The following is an 18,168-nucleotide window of genomic DNA, read 5'->3' as shown; positions in this document are numbered from 1 at the left end:
GGAGCGCTCCTCCACCGCGCCCACTCGTACTCCTCCCGGACGTTTGGATCGATGACCGTGCCTCTTGCCGACACCAGCAGCCCGCTGATCTCTCGCCTTCCCGACGGACAGCCATTGACCCGCGTCGCCGACATCATCCGAGCGCGCGCCCTCGCCACGCCCGAGGGCGTGGCGATGCGGACCCCCCACACGGTCACCACCTTCCGTCAGATCGACGACCTGTCCTCACGCATCGCCCAACGCCTGATCGCCGCGGGGGTCCGCCCAGGCGATCGCGTCGCCTGCGTTGCCCGCAACTCGCCAGAGTTCCTCGCTGCGCTGTACGGCGCCGCCAAGGCCGGGGCCGTCGCAACGGCGGTGAACATCCTCCTCGCGCCAAGCGAGGTCACCTGGATCATCGAGAACGCCGACCCACGCGTTGTCTTCGTCGGAGCGGACGAGCAACACCTCGTCCCCGCGATCGAGGGGGCCAACGGCGGGCCCCTCGTCGTCGATGCCGACGCCGCTTCGCTGGAGGAGTGGGTCCGCGACCATCCGGCCATCGACCCGCACGCCGATGGTGCCGGCCACCAGACCGCGTTGATCCTCTACTCCTCCGGCACGACAGGCCACCCCAAGGGCGTCATGCTCACCGGCCACAACCTGTCGCAGGCCTTGGCCGGCGTCCAGAACCTGCTTGAGCTCGACGAGTCGTCGGTGGCCATGGCACCGATCCCGTTCTTCCACATCTCCGGCCTGGGTCTGGCCCTGGTCGCCACTCTGGTGGGCGCCGAGCTGCTCGCCTTCACCCCTCACGCGCCCGACGCGCTGCTCCGCAGCCTGCGCGAGTTGGCAGTCACCCACGCCATCGTCGTACCCACGGTGATCCAACGGCTGCTGGAACTGCCCGACGCCGCGCCAGGGTGCCTGCCACGATTGCGCTACGTCATCTACGGCGCAGCACCGATCACCCCGGACCTCCTGCGTGCGGCGATGACGACACTCGAGTGCCGCTTCGTGCAGAGCTACGGTCTGACGGAGTCCTCCGGCGGCGTCACCATCCTCGATCACGCGGACCACGAGCGCGGCCTGACCGAACCCCGTCTCCTCACCTCTGCCGGCCGGGCCCTGCCCAGCGTGGACCTGCGCGTCGTCGACCACCTGAGCGGCGCCGGCGCAGCACCGGGCGAGCGAGGCGAGATCTGGATCCACGGCCCGCATCGGATGGCCGGCTACTGGCGTGACCCGCAAGCCACCGAGGCGGCGTTCTCCGAAGGCTGGCTCCGCACCGGCGACATCGGATACATCGACGAGGAGGGCTATCTCTTCGTCGTGGACCGGCTCAAGGAGATGATCGTCTCAGGCGGCGAGAACGTCTATCCGGCCGAAGTGGAGCGCGTCCTCAGCGCGCATCCCGAGGTGGCCGAGTGCGCCGTCGTCGGAGTGGCCTCCCACGAGTGGGGGGAGGTCCCGCTGGCCATCGTGGTGAGGGCATCGGGATCGACGCTCACCAGCGATGAGCTGATCGCGTGGAGTCGTGTCGAGCTGGCGCACTTCAAGGCGCCCAAGCAGGTTCGCTTTGTCGATGCCCTGCCCCGCAACGCGAGCGGCAAGGTACTCAAGCGAGTGATCAGGTCCGAGGTGGCCACGAGCGAGGAGAGCCGCTGACCATGGAGCGCACCGTCTTCCAGGAAGACCACGAGAGCTACCGCCTCACCCTGCGCAGGTTCATCGAGACCGAGGTCGTCCCCCACTACGACGAGTGGATGGCCGCCGGCGCCGTGCCACGCTCGCTCTACCGCAAGCTCGGCGAGTTGGGCATGTTCGGCATCGAGGTGCCCGAGGAGTACGGAGGCGCAGGCATCGACTCCTTCAAGTTCGCCGCGATCGAGTGCGAGGAGACCGCGCGGGCGGGGGTCATCCTGGGCAGCTCCGGCGTACACGTCGCGTTATGCCTGCCCTATCTGCTGCAGTTGGCCACACCGGAGCAGCTACGAGCCTGGCTTCCGCAGTTCGTCACCGGCGAGACCATGTTCGCCATCGCGATGTCCGAGCCGGGCACCGGCTCGGATCTGGCGGGCATGACAACCAGCGCACGCCTGAACGATGCCGGCACTCACTACGTCCTCAACGGCGCCAAGACCTTCATCACCGGCGGAGCCCAAGCCGATCGGATCATCGTCTGCGCGCGAACCGCGCCACCCAGCGAGACCGACCGTCGCTTCGGCATCTCCTTGCTGGTGGTCGACACGACGACGCCCGGCTTCTCCGTGGGGCGCAAGCTCAACAAGCTGGGGCTGCTGGCTTCGGACACCGCCGAGCTGGCCTTCGACGACGTCCTGGTGCCACGAGCGAACCTGCTGGGCGTGGAGCACAAGGGCTTCCACTACCTCGGCGACAACCTCCCCAAGGAGCGACTCAGCATCGCCTACTCCGCGTACGCCCAAGCGAAGGCGGCCATCGACTTCACTGTCGATTACGTCCGCCAGCGGGAGGTCTTCGGCCAGGCCCTGGTCAGCTTCCAGAACACGAAGTTCGAGCTGGCTGCCTGCCAGGCCGAGGTCGACGCCGCGCAAGCGGTAGCCGATCGAGCGCTCGAGGCACTCGACGCAGGCTCCCTGACCGCAGCCGAGGCGGCGTCGGCCAAGCTCTTCTGCACGGAGGTCGCCTCGCGCGTCATCGACCGCTGTCTGCAGCTGCACGGCGGCTACGGGTACATGACCGAGTACCCGGTGGCCCGGCTCTACGCCGACAACCGCGTCAACCGGATCTTCGGCGGCACCTCCGAGGTCATGAAGATGATCATCGCTCGGCAGATGGGTCTCTGAGTAGGCGACGGCGAGGCACGAGGTCGCCGATACCCTTCCGGCATGATCGCCGAGCCCGCCCGCGCGTGGCTACTGTTGGCCGGAGCGATCGGCGCGGAGGTCACGGGCAGTCTCGCGCTCAAGGCCGCGCTCGATCGGCCCGCTCTCTACCTGCTTGTCGCGACCGGGTACCTCGCCTCGTTCGCCTGCCTGAGTCTGGTGTTGCGCGCCGGCATGCCGCTGGGCGTCGCCTACGGCATCTGGGGTGCGGCCGGTGTGGCACTGACAGCGGTGCTGTCGACCGTGTTGTACGACGACCCGCTGACCCTGCTCATGGGCGTGGGCATCGTGCTGGTCATCGCCGGCGTGCTGTGCGTCGAGCTGGGCGCTCGCCCACGGGCGGAGGAGGCGTCGTGATCGCCTGGTTAGCGCTGACCGGCGCGATCATCCTCGAGCTCTCCGGGACCCTGTCGCTGCGGATGGCGGCGACCGGCCGACGGATCTGGATGGTCGGCGTACTCGTCGGCTACGTGGGTGCCTTCAGCATGCTCGGCGTCACCTTGGCGCACGGCATGCCACTCGGGGTGGCCTATGGCATCTGGTCCGCCGTCGGTGTGGCGCTGACCGCCGTTCTCAGCCGTCTGCTCTTCGCAGAGCCGCTCACCCCGACCATGGCCCTGGGCATCGCGCTGATCGCAGCGGGGGTGCTGGCGATCGAGGTGGGCAGCTAGCCGCGGTAAGCGGGCTTGCGGGTGGAGCCGACGGGTCGCTCGGCCTGCAGCCGGAGCACCGCAGCACGCGCATCGGGATCGGTGGCAAGGTCGACGACCGCGCAGGCGAGTCCGTAGGCACCGGCCAGGACGGCATCGTCGGCAGCTGGGCTCTTGGTCTCGGAGGCGAACTCCAGGGTGTGGGGCATGCCCGCGGCTCCGTGCACCGCGATGGCGGGGTGGATCGCGGGGATGACCTGGCTGACGTTGCCCATGTCGGTGGAGCCACCCATCATGACAACGGCCTCCTCCGGCACCTCCCGGCCGAGCCGCCTCATGGCGGCGTCATAGCTGTCGGCGAGGAAGGGGTACTGCACCAACGGCTCATAGATGGGGTCGACGGGTGTCACCTCGAAGGTGCACCCGGTGGCGATCGCCGCGCCCTCCACACACGCAAGGAACCTCGCCCTGAGCGAGCCCAGCTCCTCGACCTCCATCGAGCGCACCTCGCCCTCGACGGACGCAGAGGCAGGAATGACGTTGGAGACGTCACCCCCCGAGAGGGTGACCGCGCTCAGACGGACGCCGTCGCGGAGTTGCTGACGCAACAACCCGAGGGCGACGTGCAGGATCGTGGCGGCGTCCCCAGCGTTGATGCCCAGCTGAGGTGCCGCAGCGGCATGGGAGGCCCGTCCGGAGAAGGTGACGCGGAAGCGGTCCCGGCCCTGGGTGACCATGTCCTGTGTGCGCACCGCCATCGGCGGACCCGGGTGGACCATCAGCGAGACCGTCGCGTCCTCCCAGGCACCGGCTTCCAGCATCAGCGCCTTGCCGCCACCCACCTCTTCGGCCGGGGTGCCGAGCAGCTTGACCGTCAGGTCGAGCTCGTCGGCGATGCCTGCCAGCGCGATGGCCGTCCCCACCCCCGCGGTCGCGATGATGTTGTGCCCGCAGGCGTGACCGATTCCCGGCAGCGCGTCGTACTCGGCGCAGATGACCACCGTCAGCGAGCCGTTGCCTGACACCGCCTCGAGCGCCGTCTCCAGGCCATAGACGCCGACCTGCGTACGGAAGCCCGCCGCTTCGAGCAGGTCGGCGACCACGCGAGCGGAACGGTGCTCCTCGAAGGCGACCTCCGGGTGCTCGTGCAGGTCGTGGCTGGTCGCGACCAGTTGGTCGCGCCAGGAAGCGAGGGTGTCTTCGATGGAGGAATAGAGCGCCGACGCAGTGGTATCCGGACGCTCCGAGATCTCAGTCACCGGCCGATGATCTCGGAGTTGAGAGCCGGTGGCAAGGCTCGCTCTAGGGCGCTGCTGGCGCACCCGGTCGCTCGCCGGTGGTGATCGTGAAGGTGCCGATCTTGGTCACTCCATCGGACTCGAACACGTCCAGGACCGCAGCCCGCGGATTCGCCGCCATCTCCCGCGCCTCCTCGAGAGTGCTCGGCGGGCGAGGGAAGAACTCCTCCGCGTAGACGTATCCGCGCCTGCCCTCGTCACTCACGACAAGCATGAGATCGCGATACGCGTCCTCGTCGACGTACTCATCCTCACCAGCGGTGATGCCCCCATAGGTCAATCCTTGTTCGTTGCGCTCGAAGTCAGGCTCCCAGCGCTGTGCCGCCTCGGCCGGCTTCTCCCCAGGCGCGCCATCGAAGAGCGCGCTTCCCGCTGCCGCGGATCCCAGGAAGAGCACCGCCGCACAAGCCGCACCGCCGATCCAAACCAAGACCCTCTGGCCCATGACTACCTCGCTCACTTCTTGGCAAACGGAGTGCTGTACCAACCGCCGGTCACGTAGCTCCCGGTCTCCTGCCTATAGACCGTGCCGCGGACGAAGGTGCGCACTCGTGCACCGCAGTTGATCGGCCAACCCCAGTTGCGGGCCACGCGAGCAGTGTCGGCGCTGTTAAACACCCACCCTTGCGGCGACAGACAAGCAGCACCCCTCGGCATTGACCATATAGCCGGCAACACCGATCCATTCCGAATCGACCTTCCGAGCCTCGGAACAAGAGCCTGCGCCAGCACGCCGTCGCGAGCGAAAGTCAGCCAGCAGCGGGCTGAGTCCGGCTCACCTACTCACGGCAGTTCGATCACCACTACGCCGTAGTTGTCCGGCGCTCCGCGCTCGCGGACCGCCGCCTCTACCGCCGCAGCCACCGATTCAGGATCGTCGGGGCGCGTCAGCAACTCGGCCAGCTCCCGCGCGGGCAGGACGGCGTGCACGCCGTCGGTGGTGAGCACGAACCGGTCACCGGGCCGTACGGCGACGATCGTGACGTCCGCCTCGGCCGGCTGCTCGCCCGAGAGGGCCCGAGTGATTCGCGCACGACCGTCTTCGACGCGGGCCTCCTCGGGAGTGAGCCGACCCTCGTCGACCAGGGCCTGCACGAAGCTGTGGTCGCGAGTCAACCGCTCCACGCTGCCCTCGCGGACCAGGTGAGCGCGGCTGTCGCCAAGATGGGCGATCGCGGCTCGGTCGTCACCGATCAACAACAGCGTCAGCGTGGTGCCGGCGCCGTCGCGTGCTGCCACCGCGGCCGCCACCCTGGCGACCACGGCGTCGAGGAAGCCGACCGGGTCGAGTGTGCCGACCGGCTCGGCCACCCCTGCCAGCGCGTCCGCCACCGCCCGCGGCAGGCCGGCGTCCTGCCCGAACCCGTCGGCGATGGCATGGACGCGGCAGCCAACGTGCTGGACGTCGAGCTGCAGCTCGCGGGCGCCACGACCACCGCGAGCGGCTACGAGCGGCTGGATCTCCTGATCGATCTGCATGATCTGCTCCTCACCTGTCGAGGCGACGAGGAGAGCGAGCCGGGTACGGCGGGCCACATGGTCCGCTTCGACCTGGCGCCACCAGGACCGCAGTTCGGCGGGTCGGAACTCCGGCTGCAGGCCCACCACCTCCTGGATCCGGGCCAGCGGCATCCCCACCAGTCGGAGCTGGGCGACCAGGCGGGCGCCTTCGACCTGGGTGGGCTCGTACCACCGGTAGCCGTTGCTCGCCTCGACCGCAGCCGGACGCACCAGGCCCATCTCGTCGTACAGCCGGAGAGCCTTGGGCGTCAGTCCCGTTGCTGTGGCGAAGTCGCCGATGCTCAGGCGCGTCATGTCACTCATCCTCGTCTCGGCGAACTCTTCGCCGCGACGCCACGCTGTGGCCTTCCCCCAGGGGAAGGTCAAGCAACTCGCTAGTGCCAGGTGCGCTCGAAGGGGAGCCGCCACCCGTGCGGGGCGATCAACTGATGGATCTGGTTCGGGCCCCAGGAGCCCTGCGGGTAGACCCGCACCGGCGGCGGGTTGTCGAGCATCGGCTGGGAGATCTCCCACAGTCGCTCGACACCCTCCGACGTGGTGAAGAGCGTGTGGTTCCCCTTCACTGCCTCGAGGATCAGGCGCTCGTAGGCCTCGAGGCCCGAACCCGCCCACCCGGTGTCTTCCATGGCGAACTGCATGGAGAGCTTGTTGAGCTGGAAGCCCGGGCCGGGGCGCTTGCCGTAGAAGGAGAGCGACATCCGGGAGGCGTCTGCCAGATCGAAGGTGAGGTGGTCCGGCCCGTCGTCGCCGATCCCCGAGCCGGCTGGGAACATCGACTTCGGCGGCTCCTTGAAGGCGATCGAGATGATCCGTTGTCCGGCAGCGAGCTTCTTGCCGGTGCGCAGGAAGAACGGCACGTCGGCCCACCGCCAGTTGTCGACGAAGCACTTCAACGCGATGAACGTCTCGGTCGTCGACTTCGGGTCGACGCCGGGCTCGGCGCGGTAGCCGTCGTACTGCCCGCGTACGACGTCACTCGGCTCGATCGGCAGCATCGACCGGAAGACCTTGTGCTTCTCCTCACTGATGGACTGCGGGTCGAGAGCGACTGGAGGCTCCATGGCCGTGAACGCCATGACCTGGAAGAGGTGCGTGACGACCATGTCACGGTAGGCACCCGTGTTCTCGTAGAAGGAGGCGCGTCCCTCCAGCCCCAGCGTCTCTGGCACGTCGATCTGCACGTGGTCGATGTTGTTGCGGTGCCAGATCGGCTCGAAGAGCCCGTTGGCGAAGCGGAAGGCGAGGATGTTGAGTGCCGCCTCCTTCCCTAGGAAGTGGTCGATGCGGAAGATCTGCGACTCGTCGAAGACCTCGTGGATCGCCTCGTTGAGAGCACGGGCCGACTCGAGGTCGGTGCCGAACGGCTTCTCCATGACGATCCGGCTACCGGGCACCAGGCCCGCCTCGTCGAGCTCCGCAACGACCGAGAGGGCGGCTTTCGGCGGCACCGAGAGGTAGTGCAGGCGGGCGTGCTGCTGATCGCAGTCGGACTCCGCCTCCTCGACCGTCGCGCGCAGCCCCTCCACACCAGGCTCGGCCCAGTGGAGCAGACGGGCGAACTCCTCGAAGGCAGCCTTGTCCTCGGCGTCGTCGCTGTGCTCCGCGATCGCCGTGCGGGCCAGCTCGACGAAGGAGTCGCGCGTGTGCGTCTCGAGGGAGGTGCCGACCACCCGGAGCTGCGGCAGCAGCCCGGCTCGCCACAGATGGAGCAGACCCGGGAGCAGTTTGCGCCGGGCGAGATCGCCACTCGCTCCGAAGAGGACGACCGTCGTCGGGGGCCCGGGTGATCCAGCCTTCTGCTGCGCCATGAGTCCAGCCTGCCACGCAGAAGGTGACTGCAGCAGCCACGTCGCTACCGGGTCGGCAGGTACCCTTCCGGCGTGAAGAAGCTGCCCGAGTCCGTGATGATCATCGCGCCTGCCGCGCTGATCACCGCACTCGTGCTCGTGCTCGGCTTCCTCATGGTCGGCCCCGACGAGGGCACCCCCGAGGCAGCGGTCATCCCGAGTGCTCCGGTGGTCACCTCCCCTGGGTCCGACCTGACCGACGACCCCATGCCGCGCACGAGCGAGCCCACCAAGCAGAGCAAGCCGGACGATCCGCTCCCTGCCCGGCCGCCGGGCAAGCTGAAGGCGCCCCCGGTCACGCTGAAGCGGAAGCCTGCCGTCCGGATCTTCCCGCAGACCAGCTTCCGGATCTCCTCCTTCAACCTGCTCGGTCACTCCCACACCGAGCCGGGCGGCCACAAGGCCCGGCTCGCCGCCGGTCCGGTCCGGATGGGCTGGCAGCTCGGGCTGCTCGACGCGCACCAGGTCGACGTCGTCGGCATGCAGGAGCTGCAGCCGCAGCAGTGGGGAGTGCTCAACGGCCGGTCGAGCACCTGGGAGGTCTACCCCGGCGGCAGCGACCGGCTCTCCATGCCCAACTCGATCGCGTGGCGCCGCTCGGTCTTCCGGGCCGTGCGCACCGAGACCGTCTCCATCCCCTACTTCTTCGGCGAGATCCGGCAGATGCCCTACGTGCAGTTGGAGCACCTGGAGACCAAGCAGCGCATCTGGGTGGCGAACTTCCACAACCCTGCCAACGCCCACGGTGACGCCTCCCGGTGGCGGGCTGAGGCACTGCGCCGCGAGATCGACCTGGCCAACACGCTCGCCCTCGACGGTTACCCGGTCTTCTTCACCGGCGACATGAACGACCGCACCGGCTACTTCTGCGGCCTCACCGGCAACACCGATCTGCGGGCCGCCGACGGAGGCAGCAACGAGGGCGCCTGCCTGCCGCCCTCCCCCATGCAGGTCGACTGGATCTTCGGGTCCAAGCAGGTCACCTTCAGCGGGTACGTCGCCGACCGAAGCGCCGCCGTCGCCCGCACCACCGACCATCCGATCGTGGTCGCCACCGCCACCCTCCCCGAACGTCGTCAGAAGATCGTGCGCAAGGGCCGCTGACCGATGACGGCTCGCACACGGATGCTGACCGGGCTGATCGTCCTGGCACTCGTGGGGGCCGGCTTCGCCCTCTGGCTCACCTCTGCGGACCAGCGTCGGCACCGGCTGATCGGCGACCTCCTCGACGAACCCGGCGTCATCGACACCATCAGCCTCGAACGCGACGGGATCCGCGAGGTCGTCTTCAGCGACGGTGCACGCACGACGGAGATCGAGGCAGCCTGGGAGCGTTTGGAGGAGGAGCGCATCTCACGGGTCCGGGTCGGCGAGGTCCGTGTGGATCCGTACGACCTCGTGGTGGCGGCGCCGGTCGCGCTCGCTGCTGCCGACCTTCACATCGAGCCGGCCCAGCTGAGCGTGCGTGAGGTCGGCGAGGACGAGGTCTGGCTCGAGGCCGGCTTCCCTCCCGTGCCCGACGGCATGGCGGAGCCGACGCCGGCCGACGGTGCTGCCGCAGTACTGGCCGTGTTGGAGGAGCTCGACCCGGCGAAGCTGCCGGAGCATCTCTTCCTCGTCGCTGCCCACCGCATCACCCAGCAGCTCGATCTGGTGGTCGTCGAGCAGTCCGCCCTGGCCCGGCTGCCGGAGACGATCGTCGATCTACGCCGTGTCGCCGCGTCCGATCCGACGGAACGGATCGCTTGCGACGCCCAGGGGTGTCGCGCCGGCTGAGTCGCTGCTGGCTCGACGCACCATTTGCGCACACTCAACCCGCCATGAGCGCGAACTCAACGCGCAATTTGCGCTGCTTCGACCTAGAGCAGGGCGCGCAGTGTCGCCGCCACGCCCGCTGCGACAAGAACGATGGCGAGGAAGGGCCACCGACGCCACGCCATCACGCCCGCGACGACGATGGCTGCAGGACGGGCCGGATCGGCCCACTCCTTGCCGTCGAAGAGCGCCGAGGTGACGCACAGGGCGACGAGGAGGACGGTGGCGCCGGTCGACATCAGCTCCCGGGTCGTCTCGCTGATCGTGAGCCGCGTGTGCAGCACCGGACCCACGGCCCGGAAGGCGTACGTCGCCACCCCGAGCGCTCCGGCGGCCACCAGCAGTGTGGTGGTGCTGATCATCGCCCCCCTCCTGCCGCGGTCGACTCCCGCTTGCCCGGCCGGAGGACGAGCAACGCGAGCAGGGAGCTGAGCACCGCGGTCCCCGAGGGAAGGAAGGGCGTGAGGACGACGGCGATCACGGCGCCCAGCGCTGCCACCTTCGCCACCCTGCGGTCGCGCAGCGCGGGCAGCACGAGCGCCAGCAGCACGGCGGGGAAGGCCGCGTCGAGCCCCCAGCGCTCGGTGTCCGAGACGGCCTGGCCGGCCAGTGCTCCGATCAGCGATCCGAGGTTCCAGAAGAAGAGCAGGCAGAGCCCGCAGACCCAGAAGGTCGCGCGCCTCCGCTCCTCGTCGCGCTGGGCGAGCGTGAACGCGACCACCTCGTCGATCATCAGGTAGGAGCCGAGCCAGGGGTGCCGCCGTACGGTGTCGGCCAGGGCGAAGCCGAAGGGCAGGTGCCGGGCGTTGACCAGCGCGCCGGCGACCACAGCGGCCACCGGGCTGGCGCCGGCGACGAGGAGGCCGGTGAAGAGGAACTGGCTGGCTCCGCCGAGCACCACCACCGACATCAGGTTGGGCAACCAGATAGGGAGCCCCTGGCTGACGGTGATCGCGCCGTAGGAGATGCCGACGATGCCGATAGCGACGTTGACCAGCAGGATGTCGCGCAACAGCGGTCGCCCGAGCTGCTCCACCCATCCGATCCGCACCGACCCATGATCTCGTATCGGGGAACCACGATCGTGGCTGCCCTCGTCAGCAAAGTCTTCGATGGAGCGTGCGGGCTGCGCGGGAGTGGATGGGGCAGCCCCACCACTCCATCGAGGCTTCTTGAGACACTCGTCCCACTTGATGGATCCTGGGTAGATTGACGGCCGACCCGCCCGCCACCTCCAGGAGACCCCCATGAGCGACTTCCAACCCGAGGTGATCGTGGTCGGCGCCGGCCTGGCCGGCCTGGTCGCCACCCACGAGCTGGTCAAGGCCGGCAAGCGGGTGCTGGTGCTCGACCAGGAGAACCGCAACAACCTGGGTGGGCAGGCCTTCTGGTCACTGGGCGGCCTCTTCTTCGTCGACTCCCCCGAGCAGCGCCGGATGGGGATCAAGGACAACGTCGAGCTCGCCCACCAGGACTGGGCCGGATCGGCGGCGTTCGATCGTCCCGACGACCAGGACGTCTGGGGCCGGCAGTGGGCCCGCGCGTACGTCGAGTGGGCAGCCGGCGGCAAGCGTGACTACGTGCGCTCCCTGGGCCTGAAGTTCCTCCCGTTCGTGGGCTGGGCCGAGCGCGGCTCCGGCTCGGCGACCGGACACGGCAACTCGGTGCCGCGCTTCCACCTCTCCTGGGGCACCGGCCCCGCGGTCGTGGAGATCTTCGCGAACCCGGTGCTGGCGGGCGAGAAGGCAGGCCTGGTGCGGTTCGGCTTCCGCCACCAGGTCGACGAGATCGTCGTCGAGGACGGCGCGGCTGTCGGCGTCCGTGGCTCCCTGTTGGAGCCGACCGACCTGGCCCGCGGAGTGAAGTCCTCACGGGAGGTCGTCGGCGACTTCGAGCTTCGCGCCCCAGCCGTGGTGGTGACTTCGGGCGGCATCGGTCACAACTTCGACCTGATGCGGAAGAACTGGCCCATCGATCGTCTGGGGCCGGTGCCCAAGCACATGATCGCCGGCGTGCCGGCACACGTCGACGGCCGGATGCTCGCCATCTCCGAGCGCGCAGGTGCGAACCTGGTGAACTCCGACCGGATGTGGGCCTACACCGAGGGCATCCACAACTGGGACCCGATCTGGCCCGACCACGCGATCCGGATCATCCCCGGGCCGTCATCACTGTGGTTCGACGCGCTGGGCAACCGGTTGCCGGCGCCGAACTTCCCTGGATTCGACTCGATCGGCACGATGAAGGCGATCCTCGCCACCGGTCACGACTACTCGTGGTTCGTGCTGACCCAGAAGATCATCGAGAAGGAGTTCGCGCTCTCCGGCTCGGAGCAGAACCCCGACATCACCAACCGCGACCTCAAGTTCATGCTGCAGTCGCGCCTCGCCAAGGGTGCGCCCGGGCCGGTGGAGAAGTTCAAGGAGCACGGCGAGGACTTCGTGGTCGCCGACAACCTGGCCGACCTCGTCGCCGGGATGAACGAGCTGGGCCGCGACGGAGCGGTGCTCGACCCGGCTCACCTGGAGGCTCAGATCGTGGCCCGCGACAACGAGCTGGCGAACTCCTTCTCCAAAGACCTGCAGCTGATGGCGATCAACAACGCTCGCCTCTCCCGCACCGACAAGCTGATCCGGGTCGCCTCACCCCACAAGATCCTCGATCCGGCCAACGGCCCGCTGATCGCGGTGCGGCTCAACATCCTCTCCCGCAAGACGCTCGGCGGCATCCAGACCAACCTGGACTCCCAGGTGATCGGAGCCGACGGCTCTCCGGTCCCCGGGCTGTACGCCGCAGGTGAAGTCGCCGGCTTCGGCGGCGGCGGGGTGCACGGCTACAACGCGTTGGAGGGAACGTTCCTCGGCGGCTGCATCTTCTCCGGGCGAGCAGCCGGGCTGGCTCTCAGCCACTGAACCGTCGAGCTCGCGCAAAGCACACGTTGAGATTGCGCAAATGACGGGTTGAGACCGCGCAAACGGCCCCTCAGCAGGTTCAGCTGCGTTCGAGCACGAAGACCCGGATCGTGCGATCGGTCCGGGTCGCGTACTTGGCGTAGTTGGGCCAGGTGCGGTTCATCACGACCCAGAGCCGCTCCCGCTCCGCGCCGACGGCCTCGTGGGGCGTGACGGCGTACTCGGTGCCGCGGAAGTTCACCGACGCCTCCGAGGCGGCGGCAAGGTTGCCGACCCAGGCCGGCGGCTTGGGGTGGCCCCAGTTGGATCCGGCGACCAGCCAACCTCCCTCGTGCGGCACGCACAGCAGCGGCGTACTGCGCAGCAGACCGCTCTTCGCTCCCTTGACGGTCAGCATCAGGCCGGGGAGTCCGGCCAGAGCCACCAGACCGACGTTCCCGCGCGTGAGGCGCTGCAGGAACTTGTCGACGGCGACGAGCTGACGGTTGATCCGGGGCAACCAAGGCCGGCTGCCGATCAGGATGGCGAGCGGGCGGACCAGGCGGGCATAGGCGGCGTACACGGTGCTCAATCTAGAGGCAGGTTGCCGCAGATCAGGGCCGGGCGTTGGTGATCGCCTCTGCCTCCTCGGGCGAGAGCACTTGGTCGCTGCTCCAGGCGAGCACCGGCTTCGCGTAGCTGCGCGCCTCCGAGCGTCCGTGGATCGAGGTCAGGACGACGCCGTCTCCCGCATCGTCGAGCAGGGCCACCGACCAGCTCATCGCGCCGCCCATGTCGCCGAAGGCGTCGTAGCGGACGACGGCGAGATGCCGCAGCGATCCACGCGCCTCCGCGCGCAGCGCGGCGACCTCCTGACGCAGCCCCAAGACGTCCTCGGGCAGACCGTCGGCCAACTGTGATCGGCGGCGCGCGACCAGGCGCGGCTGCAGAGCGAGGCTCAGGGCGACGACGGCGAGGACGAGGGCCAGCAGCGCGAGAAACATCGGCATGACCGCGAGCCTAGGCCGTCGACGCCGCTGGCAGGCGCGCCCGCGCCACCCTCGCTGGTCAAACCCAGCCCGCTGGTCGAGCCCAACCCCGGTGGTCGAGCTGGTCGAGACCTCTTGCTGAAGTGGTCTCGACCAGCTCGACCACCGGAGGGCGCGAAAAAGGCTTGGCCGCTGCCGACGGGGGATACGGCAACGACCAAGCCGGTCGAAATGTATTCCAGAAGCGGTCGCGGTCACAAGTCGGTCTTGCCCGAACTGTGCAGAGTGAGCAGGACCGCCTCCGGTCAGCGGATGGTGACCTGACGGTTCGCCAATCCCGAGCGGGCGGCGCGCTCCTCGGCAGTGAGCTCGGGGCCCTCGGCGACCGCCGCGCTCAGCGCCGCGGCGAAGGCGGCAGCGGGCTCCTCCAAAGCCTCCGCGCCGGTGCCGACCGGCAGGTCCCAGACCGGGGCAAGCAGGCCGTGCGCACGGAACATGCCGACCAACCGGGCGCCCTCGGCGATGACGTCCTGACCACGGGAGTGCAGCCGCGCGAGACCGTTGAGCAACTCGTCCTCGGGCTCGGGCATCACCCAGCGCAGGTGCTCCTTCGCGCCGATCCGGGTCCAGTACGCCGCGTCGACCGAGGTGAGCCGGTCGGTGGGGTTCACCGCACCGTTGGCCTGCTCGAGCGCGGCGGCGATCTCGGGCCCCTGCTCGGCCAGGTCGTCGACCCAGAAGCCGAACCCGTCGTGGACGGTCACCTGCAGCGGCGCGTCGACGACGAGGTCGCCGAACCGCGGTCCGTCCCCTGGCGCCGAGGTCAGGCCGACGATCCCCGACTCGGCGTCGAGTGCCTTGGCCAGCACCGCACCGAGGTCACGGGCCGGGTCGCCGAAGTTGTGTTGCACCTGCAGGCCAAGCCAGATGTCGCCCGTGTCGCGCACCATCGCGGGCGCGGCTCCCGGCAGCAGCGTGCAGAGCCGCACCGTACGGTCCGAGTCGCGCAGGGTCAGCGGCGAGGTCGCGGCGGGCACGAGCTCACGCATGGCGACCAGGTCGCACTCGCCGGCGAACTCGGCGAACGGCCGGGCGACGAAGGTCGGAGGTGGTCCGTCGGTTGCCCCATGGCAGGCCTTGTAGCGACGGCCCGAGCCACAGGGGCAGGGCTGGCGCGGACCGGTCTCGCCCGGAGAGGTGGTCGCGGCCTCACGGCCCTTGTTGCGTGAACGCTTTCCCATGACGGGGAGGCTACCGACCCAGCAGCTCCAACATGTAGGCCGGGCGGTCGCTGATCACCGCGGTCACGCCCAGCTCCTGGCAGAGTCTCAGCTCCGCTTCGGTGTTGACGGTCCAGACATGGATCTCGCGCTCAGCCAGATTGAGGTGCTTGCCGAGCCCGGGATGGTCGCGCAGCTCTCCGATGCCCGGGCCGATGATCCAGTCCGGCTCCACGAGTCGGCGCAGCATCGGCCAGTGGTGCGCCTTCTCGATCAGCTGCACCAGCTGCAGCTTCGGGGCGAGCCGCTGCATTCTTTGCAGGGCGGTGTAGGAGAAGCTCATCACCCGCACCGGAGAATCCAGGCCCGTCCACCCGAACTCGTCGAGGAGATGGGCGAGCCGGCGTTCGACCAGGCCGCCGTACCGGGTGGGGTGCTTGGTCTCGATCGCCAGCTCGACGCGACGGCCCGCGTCGGCGACCGTCTCGAGAAGCTTGCGGAGGGTGAGCACCCCCGTCTCCCGGTCGACCATGGGCGCCTCGTCGTCGAGATCGGCCCACTGGTGCTTCCACGACGCGAAGTCGTGCCGGTTGAGCTCCTCCAGCGTCATCGCGGAGATCAGGCCGCGCGAGGAGGCGATGCGTCGCAGGTTGCGATCGTGGACGCAGACCAGGTGGCCGTCTGCGGTCAGACGCACATCGCACTCGAGGCCGTCCGCACCGATCCTGATGGCCTCGGCGTAGGCAGCGAGCGTGTGCTCGGCGATCTCATGGCTGGCGCCCCGGTGGGCCACGACCTGCATGCCCCCATGATGCAAGGCCGTCACGTCAGGACGCCGTCCGACCCGCCACCCGCGCACGCACCACGGGATCGGACCAACGGCGTCGGGCACGTCGGATCCTGCCCATCGAGAGGGTGAGCAGGAGTACGACGACGAACCCGACCAGCCAGTCGGGCGCGGCAACGAGCACCGAGAGGACCAGTCCCGTGCAGCTGACGGTGAGGGAGAGCCGGGCGGCATGGCCGACCATGACGATCGGCGGGGCCGGGGTGGCACGAGCGCTGCTCAGGTCGACCGGGTAGGGATGGCGCAGCGACCAACGGGCGGCCGCCGAGAGAAGCTGGGCGGTGAACACCAGGCAGGCGGCGGCAAGCACCACGAGTTCGCGGACGCCGGTGCCGGTGCTGATCGCCAGCACCACGGTCCCGGGAAGACTGACCGCGAGCAGCACCTCCGCGACGACCCGGAAACGGGCGTCGAAGACCGCAGCCGGCGCGACGGGCAGGCTCTCCCGCCAGAGCAGGCCACGACCGTCCAAGGACCACGCGTTGACACCGAAGAGCAGCAGCGCGCCGGCACCGACCAGGCCGGGCACCATCACCAACACCGTCCAGGACACCTCAGCCCAGGCACCCGCGACCGGCAGGACTGCCAGCAGGACCGCACCCCGCCGGACGGCGACCGTGCGCCAGACCGAGGCTCGGTCGACGCGCACCAGCATGCGATGGATGCCGACGCTGGTCGGCTCCGGTGTCGGCCGGGGTGCGCGGTCGACGGCTTGCAGTCTGGCCTCGTCACGTGAGGGCAGAGCGAGTGCCCGGACTGCCGGGAAGGCTCCTGCCACCAGGAACGCGACGGTCAGCAGCGCCAGCACCGCCAGGCCCGCCAGCCAAGCGGCGCCGGAGCGGGTCGACTCGATCAGCGCTGCTGCTCCGAGCGGACGCGCACCTGCAGCCACGGCCAGCGCACCCAGGAGAGCGACGCCCGCGATCACCAGTCGCTGGCCGAGCGGCCCCGCCGGACCACGGCGGATCCATTCCGCCAGCCACCCGCACGCCTGACCGAGCACGGTCGCGCACAGCACCCAGCCGAGGACGAGCAAGCTCGCCGGCACGATCCGACCTGGTCCCGCAGTATGAGTGGTGAGGGCCAGGAGGAGCCAGACCTGGACCAGCCAAGCGACGTTGAGCGGCGCCAGAAGGACCGAGCCCAGGTAGTCGGCCACCGGACCGATCGGGAAGGCGACCGCCTGCTCCTTCGGCAGCAGCGCACGGCCGCCCCCACTGCCGATCGCTCCTCCAGCGGTCACCAGGACGAGACTGAACCACAGCCACGGCAGCACCGCCCCGTCGATGCGCGTCCCGCCGCCGGGCAGGTGAGCCGCCGGAGGATCGACGTACGCCGGCAGGAGAGCGAGAAGCACGGTGACGAGCGCCAGCGACCAGCCCACCCAGCGCAGACGTCGCCCACCCCAGGCCCGGCGGAAGGCCAGGACCGTACGGGCGTCGGCGAACTCCTCACGGAGGCTGGTGAGGAACTCAGTCGAGGAGGCTGCGATAGGCACGGTCACCTTCCTCGCCGGCGAGGGTCAACGCAGCGTGCGTGGCCACCGGCTCTCCCCGGCGGAGCACGAGTATCGCGTCGCAGGCGCGCACGGCGAGGTCACGCAGGTGAGTGGAGAGCAGCACGGCGGCACCACGGCGTACGGCGGCGTCGATGAGGTCGACCGTCGCGTCGGCACCGTTCGGGTCGACACCGTCGAAGGGCTCGTCCAGAAGCAGCACCTCAGGCTCGGCGAGATCGGCCAGCAGCACGGAGAGGCGCCGGCCCATCCCGTGCGAGAAGCCCGCCGTAGGCCGATGCGCCGCGTCGGCGAGGTCGAACCGTTCGAGCAGCTCACGGGCGCGACGCTGCCAACCGTCGGGGAGCCGGTGCAGCGTCGCCGCGAGCTGCAGGTGCTCCCACGGAGTCGCCTGCGGCACCAGGCCCCCGACATCGGGGCAGTAGCCGATCCGCCGCTTCACGTCGACGGGGCGGCGCGCGACGTCGATGCCGACCACGTGCACGCACCCGGTCGTTGCCGGCACCACGCCGGCCAGCACCCGCATCGTCGTCGACTTGCCCGCACCGTTGCGACCGAGCAGTCCGGTCGCCCGACCGGCTGGGACGTCGAGGTCGAGCCCGGCGACGGCCTCCACCTCACCGAACCTGACCGTCAGCCCGCGGATCTGTACTGCCGCTCCGTCCATCTGCCCTCCCGCGCGCAGACTACGACCAAAGAGCGCTGCCCTTGTGGGAATCGATCCAATC

20 protein-coding genes are annotated in these 18,168 nt (G+C 69.4%); 7 read left to right on the top strand and 13 right to left on the bottom strand.

What is annotated here, in order from left to right; genetic code table 11:
• The first annotated feature begins 51 nt into the window (after positions 1 to 51).
• From DNK54_RS14140 to DNK54_RS14125, 4 genes are read left to right on the top strand one after another with little or no spacing between them, the layout of a single operon-like run.
• Complete coding sequence (locus tag DNK54_RS14140) at positions 52 to 1,647, top strand: class I adenylate-forming enzyme family protein (RefSeq protein WP_110207647.1); 1,596 nt, start codon at positions 52 to 54, stop codon at positions 1,645 to 1,647.
• Positions 1,648 to 1,649: 2 nt separating this feature from the next.
• A complete protein-coding gene (locus DNK54_RS14135; RefSeq protein ID WP_110207646.1) occupies positions 1,650 to 2,807 on the top strand; it encodes an acyl-CoA dehydrogenase family protein in 1,158 nt (385 codons plus the stop codon).
• A 42-nt stretch (positions 2,808 to 2,849) separates the two neighbouring features.
• Positions 2,850 to 3,203 (top strand): DMT family transporter, encoded by a 354-nt coding sequence (locus DNK54_RS14130; protein WP_110207645.1) that lies wholly within the window; start codon positions 2,850 to 2,852, stop codon positions 3,201 to 3,203.
• Positions 3,200 to 3,517 carry a DMT family transporter gene (locus DNK54_RS14125; RefSeq protein ID WP_275426271.1) on the top strand — a complete coding sequence of 106 codons (318 nt, stop codon included), beginning with the start codon at positions 3,200 to 3,202 and terminating at the stop codon, positions 3,515 to 3,517. Before DNK54_RS14130 ends, DNK54_RS14125 begins: the two co-directional genes overlap by 4 nt.
• Here DNK54_RS14125 and DNK54_RS14120 read toward each other — a convergent pair.
• The 5 genes from DNK54_RS14120 to zwf all read right to left on the bottom strand — a co-directional run bounded on the left by DNK54_RS14120 (position 3,514) and on the right by zwf (position 8,123).
• Complete coding sequence (locus tag DNK54_RS14120; protein WP_110207644.1) at positions 3,514 to 4,755, bottom strand: M20 family metallopeptidase; 1,242 nt, start codon at positions 4,753 to 4,755, stop codon at positions 3,514 to 3,516. The two genes, DNK54_RS14125 and DNK54_RS14120, sit on opposite strands and share 4 nt — an antisense overlap.
• Positions 4,756 to 4,798: 43 nt before the next feature.
• Positions 4,799 to 5,239, bottom strand: a complete 441-nt coding sequence (locus tag DNK54_RS14115) for a hypothetical protein (RefSeq protein ID WP_110207643.1) — start codon at positions 5,237 to 5,239, stop codon at positions 4,799 to 4,801.
• A gap of 11 nt (positions 5,240 to 5,250) precedes the next feature.
• The gene (locus tag DNK54_RS21730) at positions 5,251 to 5,385 is read right to left on the bottom strand and encodes a hypothetical protein (RefSeq protein WP_275426270.1); all 135 of its coding nucleotides are present in this window, start codon (positions 5,383 to 5,385) and stop codon (positions 5,251 to 5,253) included.
• A 192-nt stretch (positions 5,386 to 5,577) separates the two neighbouring features.
• Complete coding sequence (locus tag DNK54_RS14110) at positions 5,578 to 6,609, bottom strand: MerR family transcriptional regulator (RefSeq protein ID WP_162602471.1); 1,032 nt, start codon at positions 6,607 to 6,609, stop codon at positions 5,578 to 5,580.
• Between the two features lie 80 nt (positions 6,610 to 6,689).
• On the bottom strand, positions 6,690 to 8,123 hold the full coding sequence (gene zwf, locus DNK54_RS14105) for a glucose-6-phosphate dehydrogenase (protein ID WP_110207641.1): 1,434 nt from the start codon (positions 8,121 to 8,123) through the stop codon (positions 6,690 to 6,692).
• Between the two features lie 72 nt (positions 8,124 to 8,195).
• Here zwf and DNK54_RS14100 point away from each other — a divergent pair, with 72 nt between their 5' ends.
• A complete protein-coding gene (locus DNK54_RS14100) occupies positions 8,196 to 9,266 on the top strand; it encodes an endonuclease/exonuclease/phosphatase family protein (RefSeq protein ID WP_110207640.1) in 1,071 nt (356 codons plus the stop codon).
• A gap of 3 nt (positions 9,267 to 9,269) precedes the next feature.
• Positions 9,270 to 9,938, top strand: a complete 669-nt coding sequence (locus DNK54_RS14095) for a hypothetical protein (protein ID WP_162602470.1) — start codon at positions 9,270 to 9,272, stop codon at positions 9,936 to 9,938.
• Positions 9,939 to 10,021: 83 nt separating this feature from the next.
• Here DNK54_RS14095 and DNK54_RS14090 read toward each other — a convergent pair whose 3' ends face one another.
• Both DNK54_RS14090 and DNK54_RS14085 read right to left on the bottom strand, forming a co-directional pair.
• Positions 10,022 to 10,339, bottom strand: coding sequence for an AzlD domain-containing protein (locus DNK54_RS14090; RefSeq protein WP_110207638.1), 318 nt, complete (start codon positions 10,337 to 10,339; stop codon positions 10,022 to 10,024).
• Positions 10,336 to 11,028 carry an AzlC family ABC transporter permease gene (locus tag DNK54_RS14085; RefSeq protein WP_239460102.1) on the bottom strand — a complete coding sequence of 231 codons (693 nt, stop codon included), beginning with the start codon at positions 11,026 to 11,028 and terminating at the stop codon, positions 10,336 to 10,338. Before DNK54_RS14085 ends, DNK54_RS14090 begins: the two co-directional genes overlap by 4 nt.
• 196 nt (positions 11,029 to 11,224) lie before the next feature.
• Here DNK54_RS14085 and DNK54_RS14080 point away from each other — a divergent pair, with 196 nt between their 5' ends.
• Positions 11,225 to 12,889 carry an FAD-binding dehydrogenase gene (locus DNK54_RS14080; protein WP_110207636.1) on the top strand — a complete coding sequence of 555 codons (1,665 nt, stop codon included), beginning with the start codon at positions 11,225 to 11,227 and terminating at the stop codon, positions 12,887 to 12,889.
• Positions 12,890 to 12,968: 79 nt separating this feature from the next.
• Here DNK54_RS14080 and DNK54_RS14075 read toward each other — a convergent pair whose 3' ends face one another.
• From DNK54_RS14075 to DNK54_RS14050, 6 genes are all read right to left on the bottom strand, one after another.
• Positions 12,969 to 13,451, bottom strand: a complete 483-nt coding sequence (locus DNK54_RS14075) for a nitroreductase family deazaflavin-dependent oxidoreductase (RefSeq protein WP_239460101.1) — start codon at positions 13,449 to 13,451, stop codon at positions 12,969 to 12,971.
• A 31-nt stretch (positions 13,452 to 13,482) separates the two neighbouring features.
• A complete protein-coding gene (locus DNK54_RS14070) occupies positions 13,483 to 13,878 on the bottom strand; it encodes a DUF4446 family protein (protein ID WP_110207635.1) in 396 nt (131 codons plus the stop codon).
• Between the two features lie 284 nt (positions 13,879 to 14,162).
• A complete protein-coding gene (locus DNK54_RS14065) occupies positions 14,163 to 15,098 on the bottom strand; it encodes a DUF5926 family protein (protein WP_110207634.1) in 936 nt (311 codons plus the stop codon).
• Positions 15,099 to 15,108: 10 nt separating this feature from the next.
• Complete coding sequence (locus tag DNK54_RS14060; RefSeq protein WP_110207883.1) at positions 15,109 to 15,879, bottom strand: glycerophosphodiester phosphodiesterase; 771 nt, start codon at positions 15,877 to 15,879, stop codon at positions 15,109 to 15,111.
• 25 nt (positions 15,880 to 15,904) lie between these two features.
• A complete protein-coding gene (locus DNK54_RS14055; protein ID WP_162602469.1) occupies positions 15,905 to 17,422 on the bottom strand; it encodes a hypothetical protein in 1,518 nt (505 codons plus the stop codon).
• Positions 17,397 to 18,107 (bottom strand): ABC transporter ATP-binding protein, encoded by a 711-nt coding sequence (locus DNK54_RS14050; RefSeq protein ID WP_110207632.1) that lies wholly within the window; start codon positions 18,105 to 18,107, stop codon positions 17,397 to 17,399. Before DNK54_RS14050 ends, DNK54_RS14055 begins: the two co-directional genes overlap by 26 nt.
• Between the last annotated feature and the right edge of the window lie 61 nt (positions 18,108 to 18,168).

It is taken from the genome of Nocardioides daejeonensis (assembly GCF_003194585.1).
Lineage (GTDB): Bacteria > Actinomycetota > Actinomycetes > Propionibacteriales > Nocardioidaceae > Nocardioides > Nocardioides daejeonensis.
The sequence above is the reverse complement of the archived record's forward strand: the minus strand, read 5'-3'. Positions and strand labels throughout refer to the sequence as shown.

What these genes read in the sequence shown, in the direction of transcription:
- DNK54_RS14060 (WP_110207883.1), bottom strand. Translation starts at nt 15,879, where the DNA reads ATGCAGGTCGTGGCCCACCGGGGCGCCAGCCATGAGATCGCCGAGCAC.
- DNK54_RS14115 (WP_110207643.1), bottom strand. Translation starts at nt 5,239, where the DNA reads ATGGGCCAGAGGGTCTTGGTTTGGATCGGCGGTGCGGCTTGTGCGGCG.
- zwf (WP_110207641.1), bottom strand. Translation starts at nt 8,123, where the DNA reads ATGGCGCAGCAGAAGGCTGGATCACCCGGGCCCCCGACGACGGTCGTC.
- DNK54_RS14135 (WP_110207646.1), top strand. Translation starts at nt 1,650, where the DNA reads ATGGAGCGCACCGTCTTCCAGGAAGACCACGAGAGCTACCGCCTCACC.
- DNK54_RS14065 (WP_110207634.1), bottom strand. Translation starts at nt 15,098, where the DNA reads ATGGGAAAGCGTTCACGCAACAAGGGCCGTGAGGCCGCGACCACCTCT.
- DNK54_RS14050 (WP_110207632.1), bottom strand. Translation starts at nt 18,107, where the DNA reads ATGGACGGAGCGGCAGTACAGATCCGCGGGCTGACGGTCAGGTTCGGT.
- DNK54_RS14140 (WP_110207647.1), top strand. Translation starts at nt 52, where the DNA reads ATGACCGTGCCTCTTGCCGACACCAGCAGCCCGCTGATCTCTCGCCTT.
- DNK54_RS14070 (WP_110207635.1), bottom strand. Translation starts at nt 13,878, where the DNA reads ATGCCGATGTTTCTCGCGCTGCTGGCCCTCGTCCTCGCCGTCGTCGCC.
- DNK54_RS14090 (WP_110207638.1), bottom strand. Translation starts at nt 10,339, where the DNA reads ATGATCAGCACCACCACACTGCTGGTGGCCGCCGGAGCGCTCGGGGTG.
- DNK54_RS14130 (WP_110207645.1), top strand. Translation starts at nt 2,850, where the DNA reads ATGATCGCCGAGCCCGCCCGCGCGTGGCTACTGTTGGCCGGAGCGATC.
- DNK54_RS14110 (WP_162602471.1), bottom strand. Translation starts at nt 6,609, where the DNA reads ATGACGCGCCTGAGCATCGGCGACTTCGCCACAGCAACGGGACTGACG.
- DNK54_RS14095 (WP_162602470.1), top strand. Translation starts at nt 9,270, where the DNA reads ATGACGGCTCGCACACGGATGCTGACCGGGCTGATCGTCCTGGCACTC.
- DNK54_RS14080 (WP_110207636.1), top strand. Translation starts at nt 11,225, where the DNA reads ATGAGCGACTTCCAACCCGAGGTGATCGTGGTCGGCGCCGGCCTGGCC.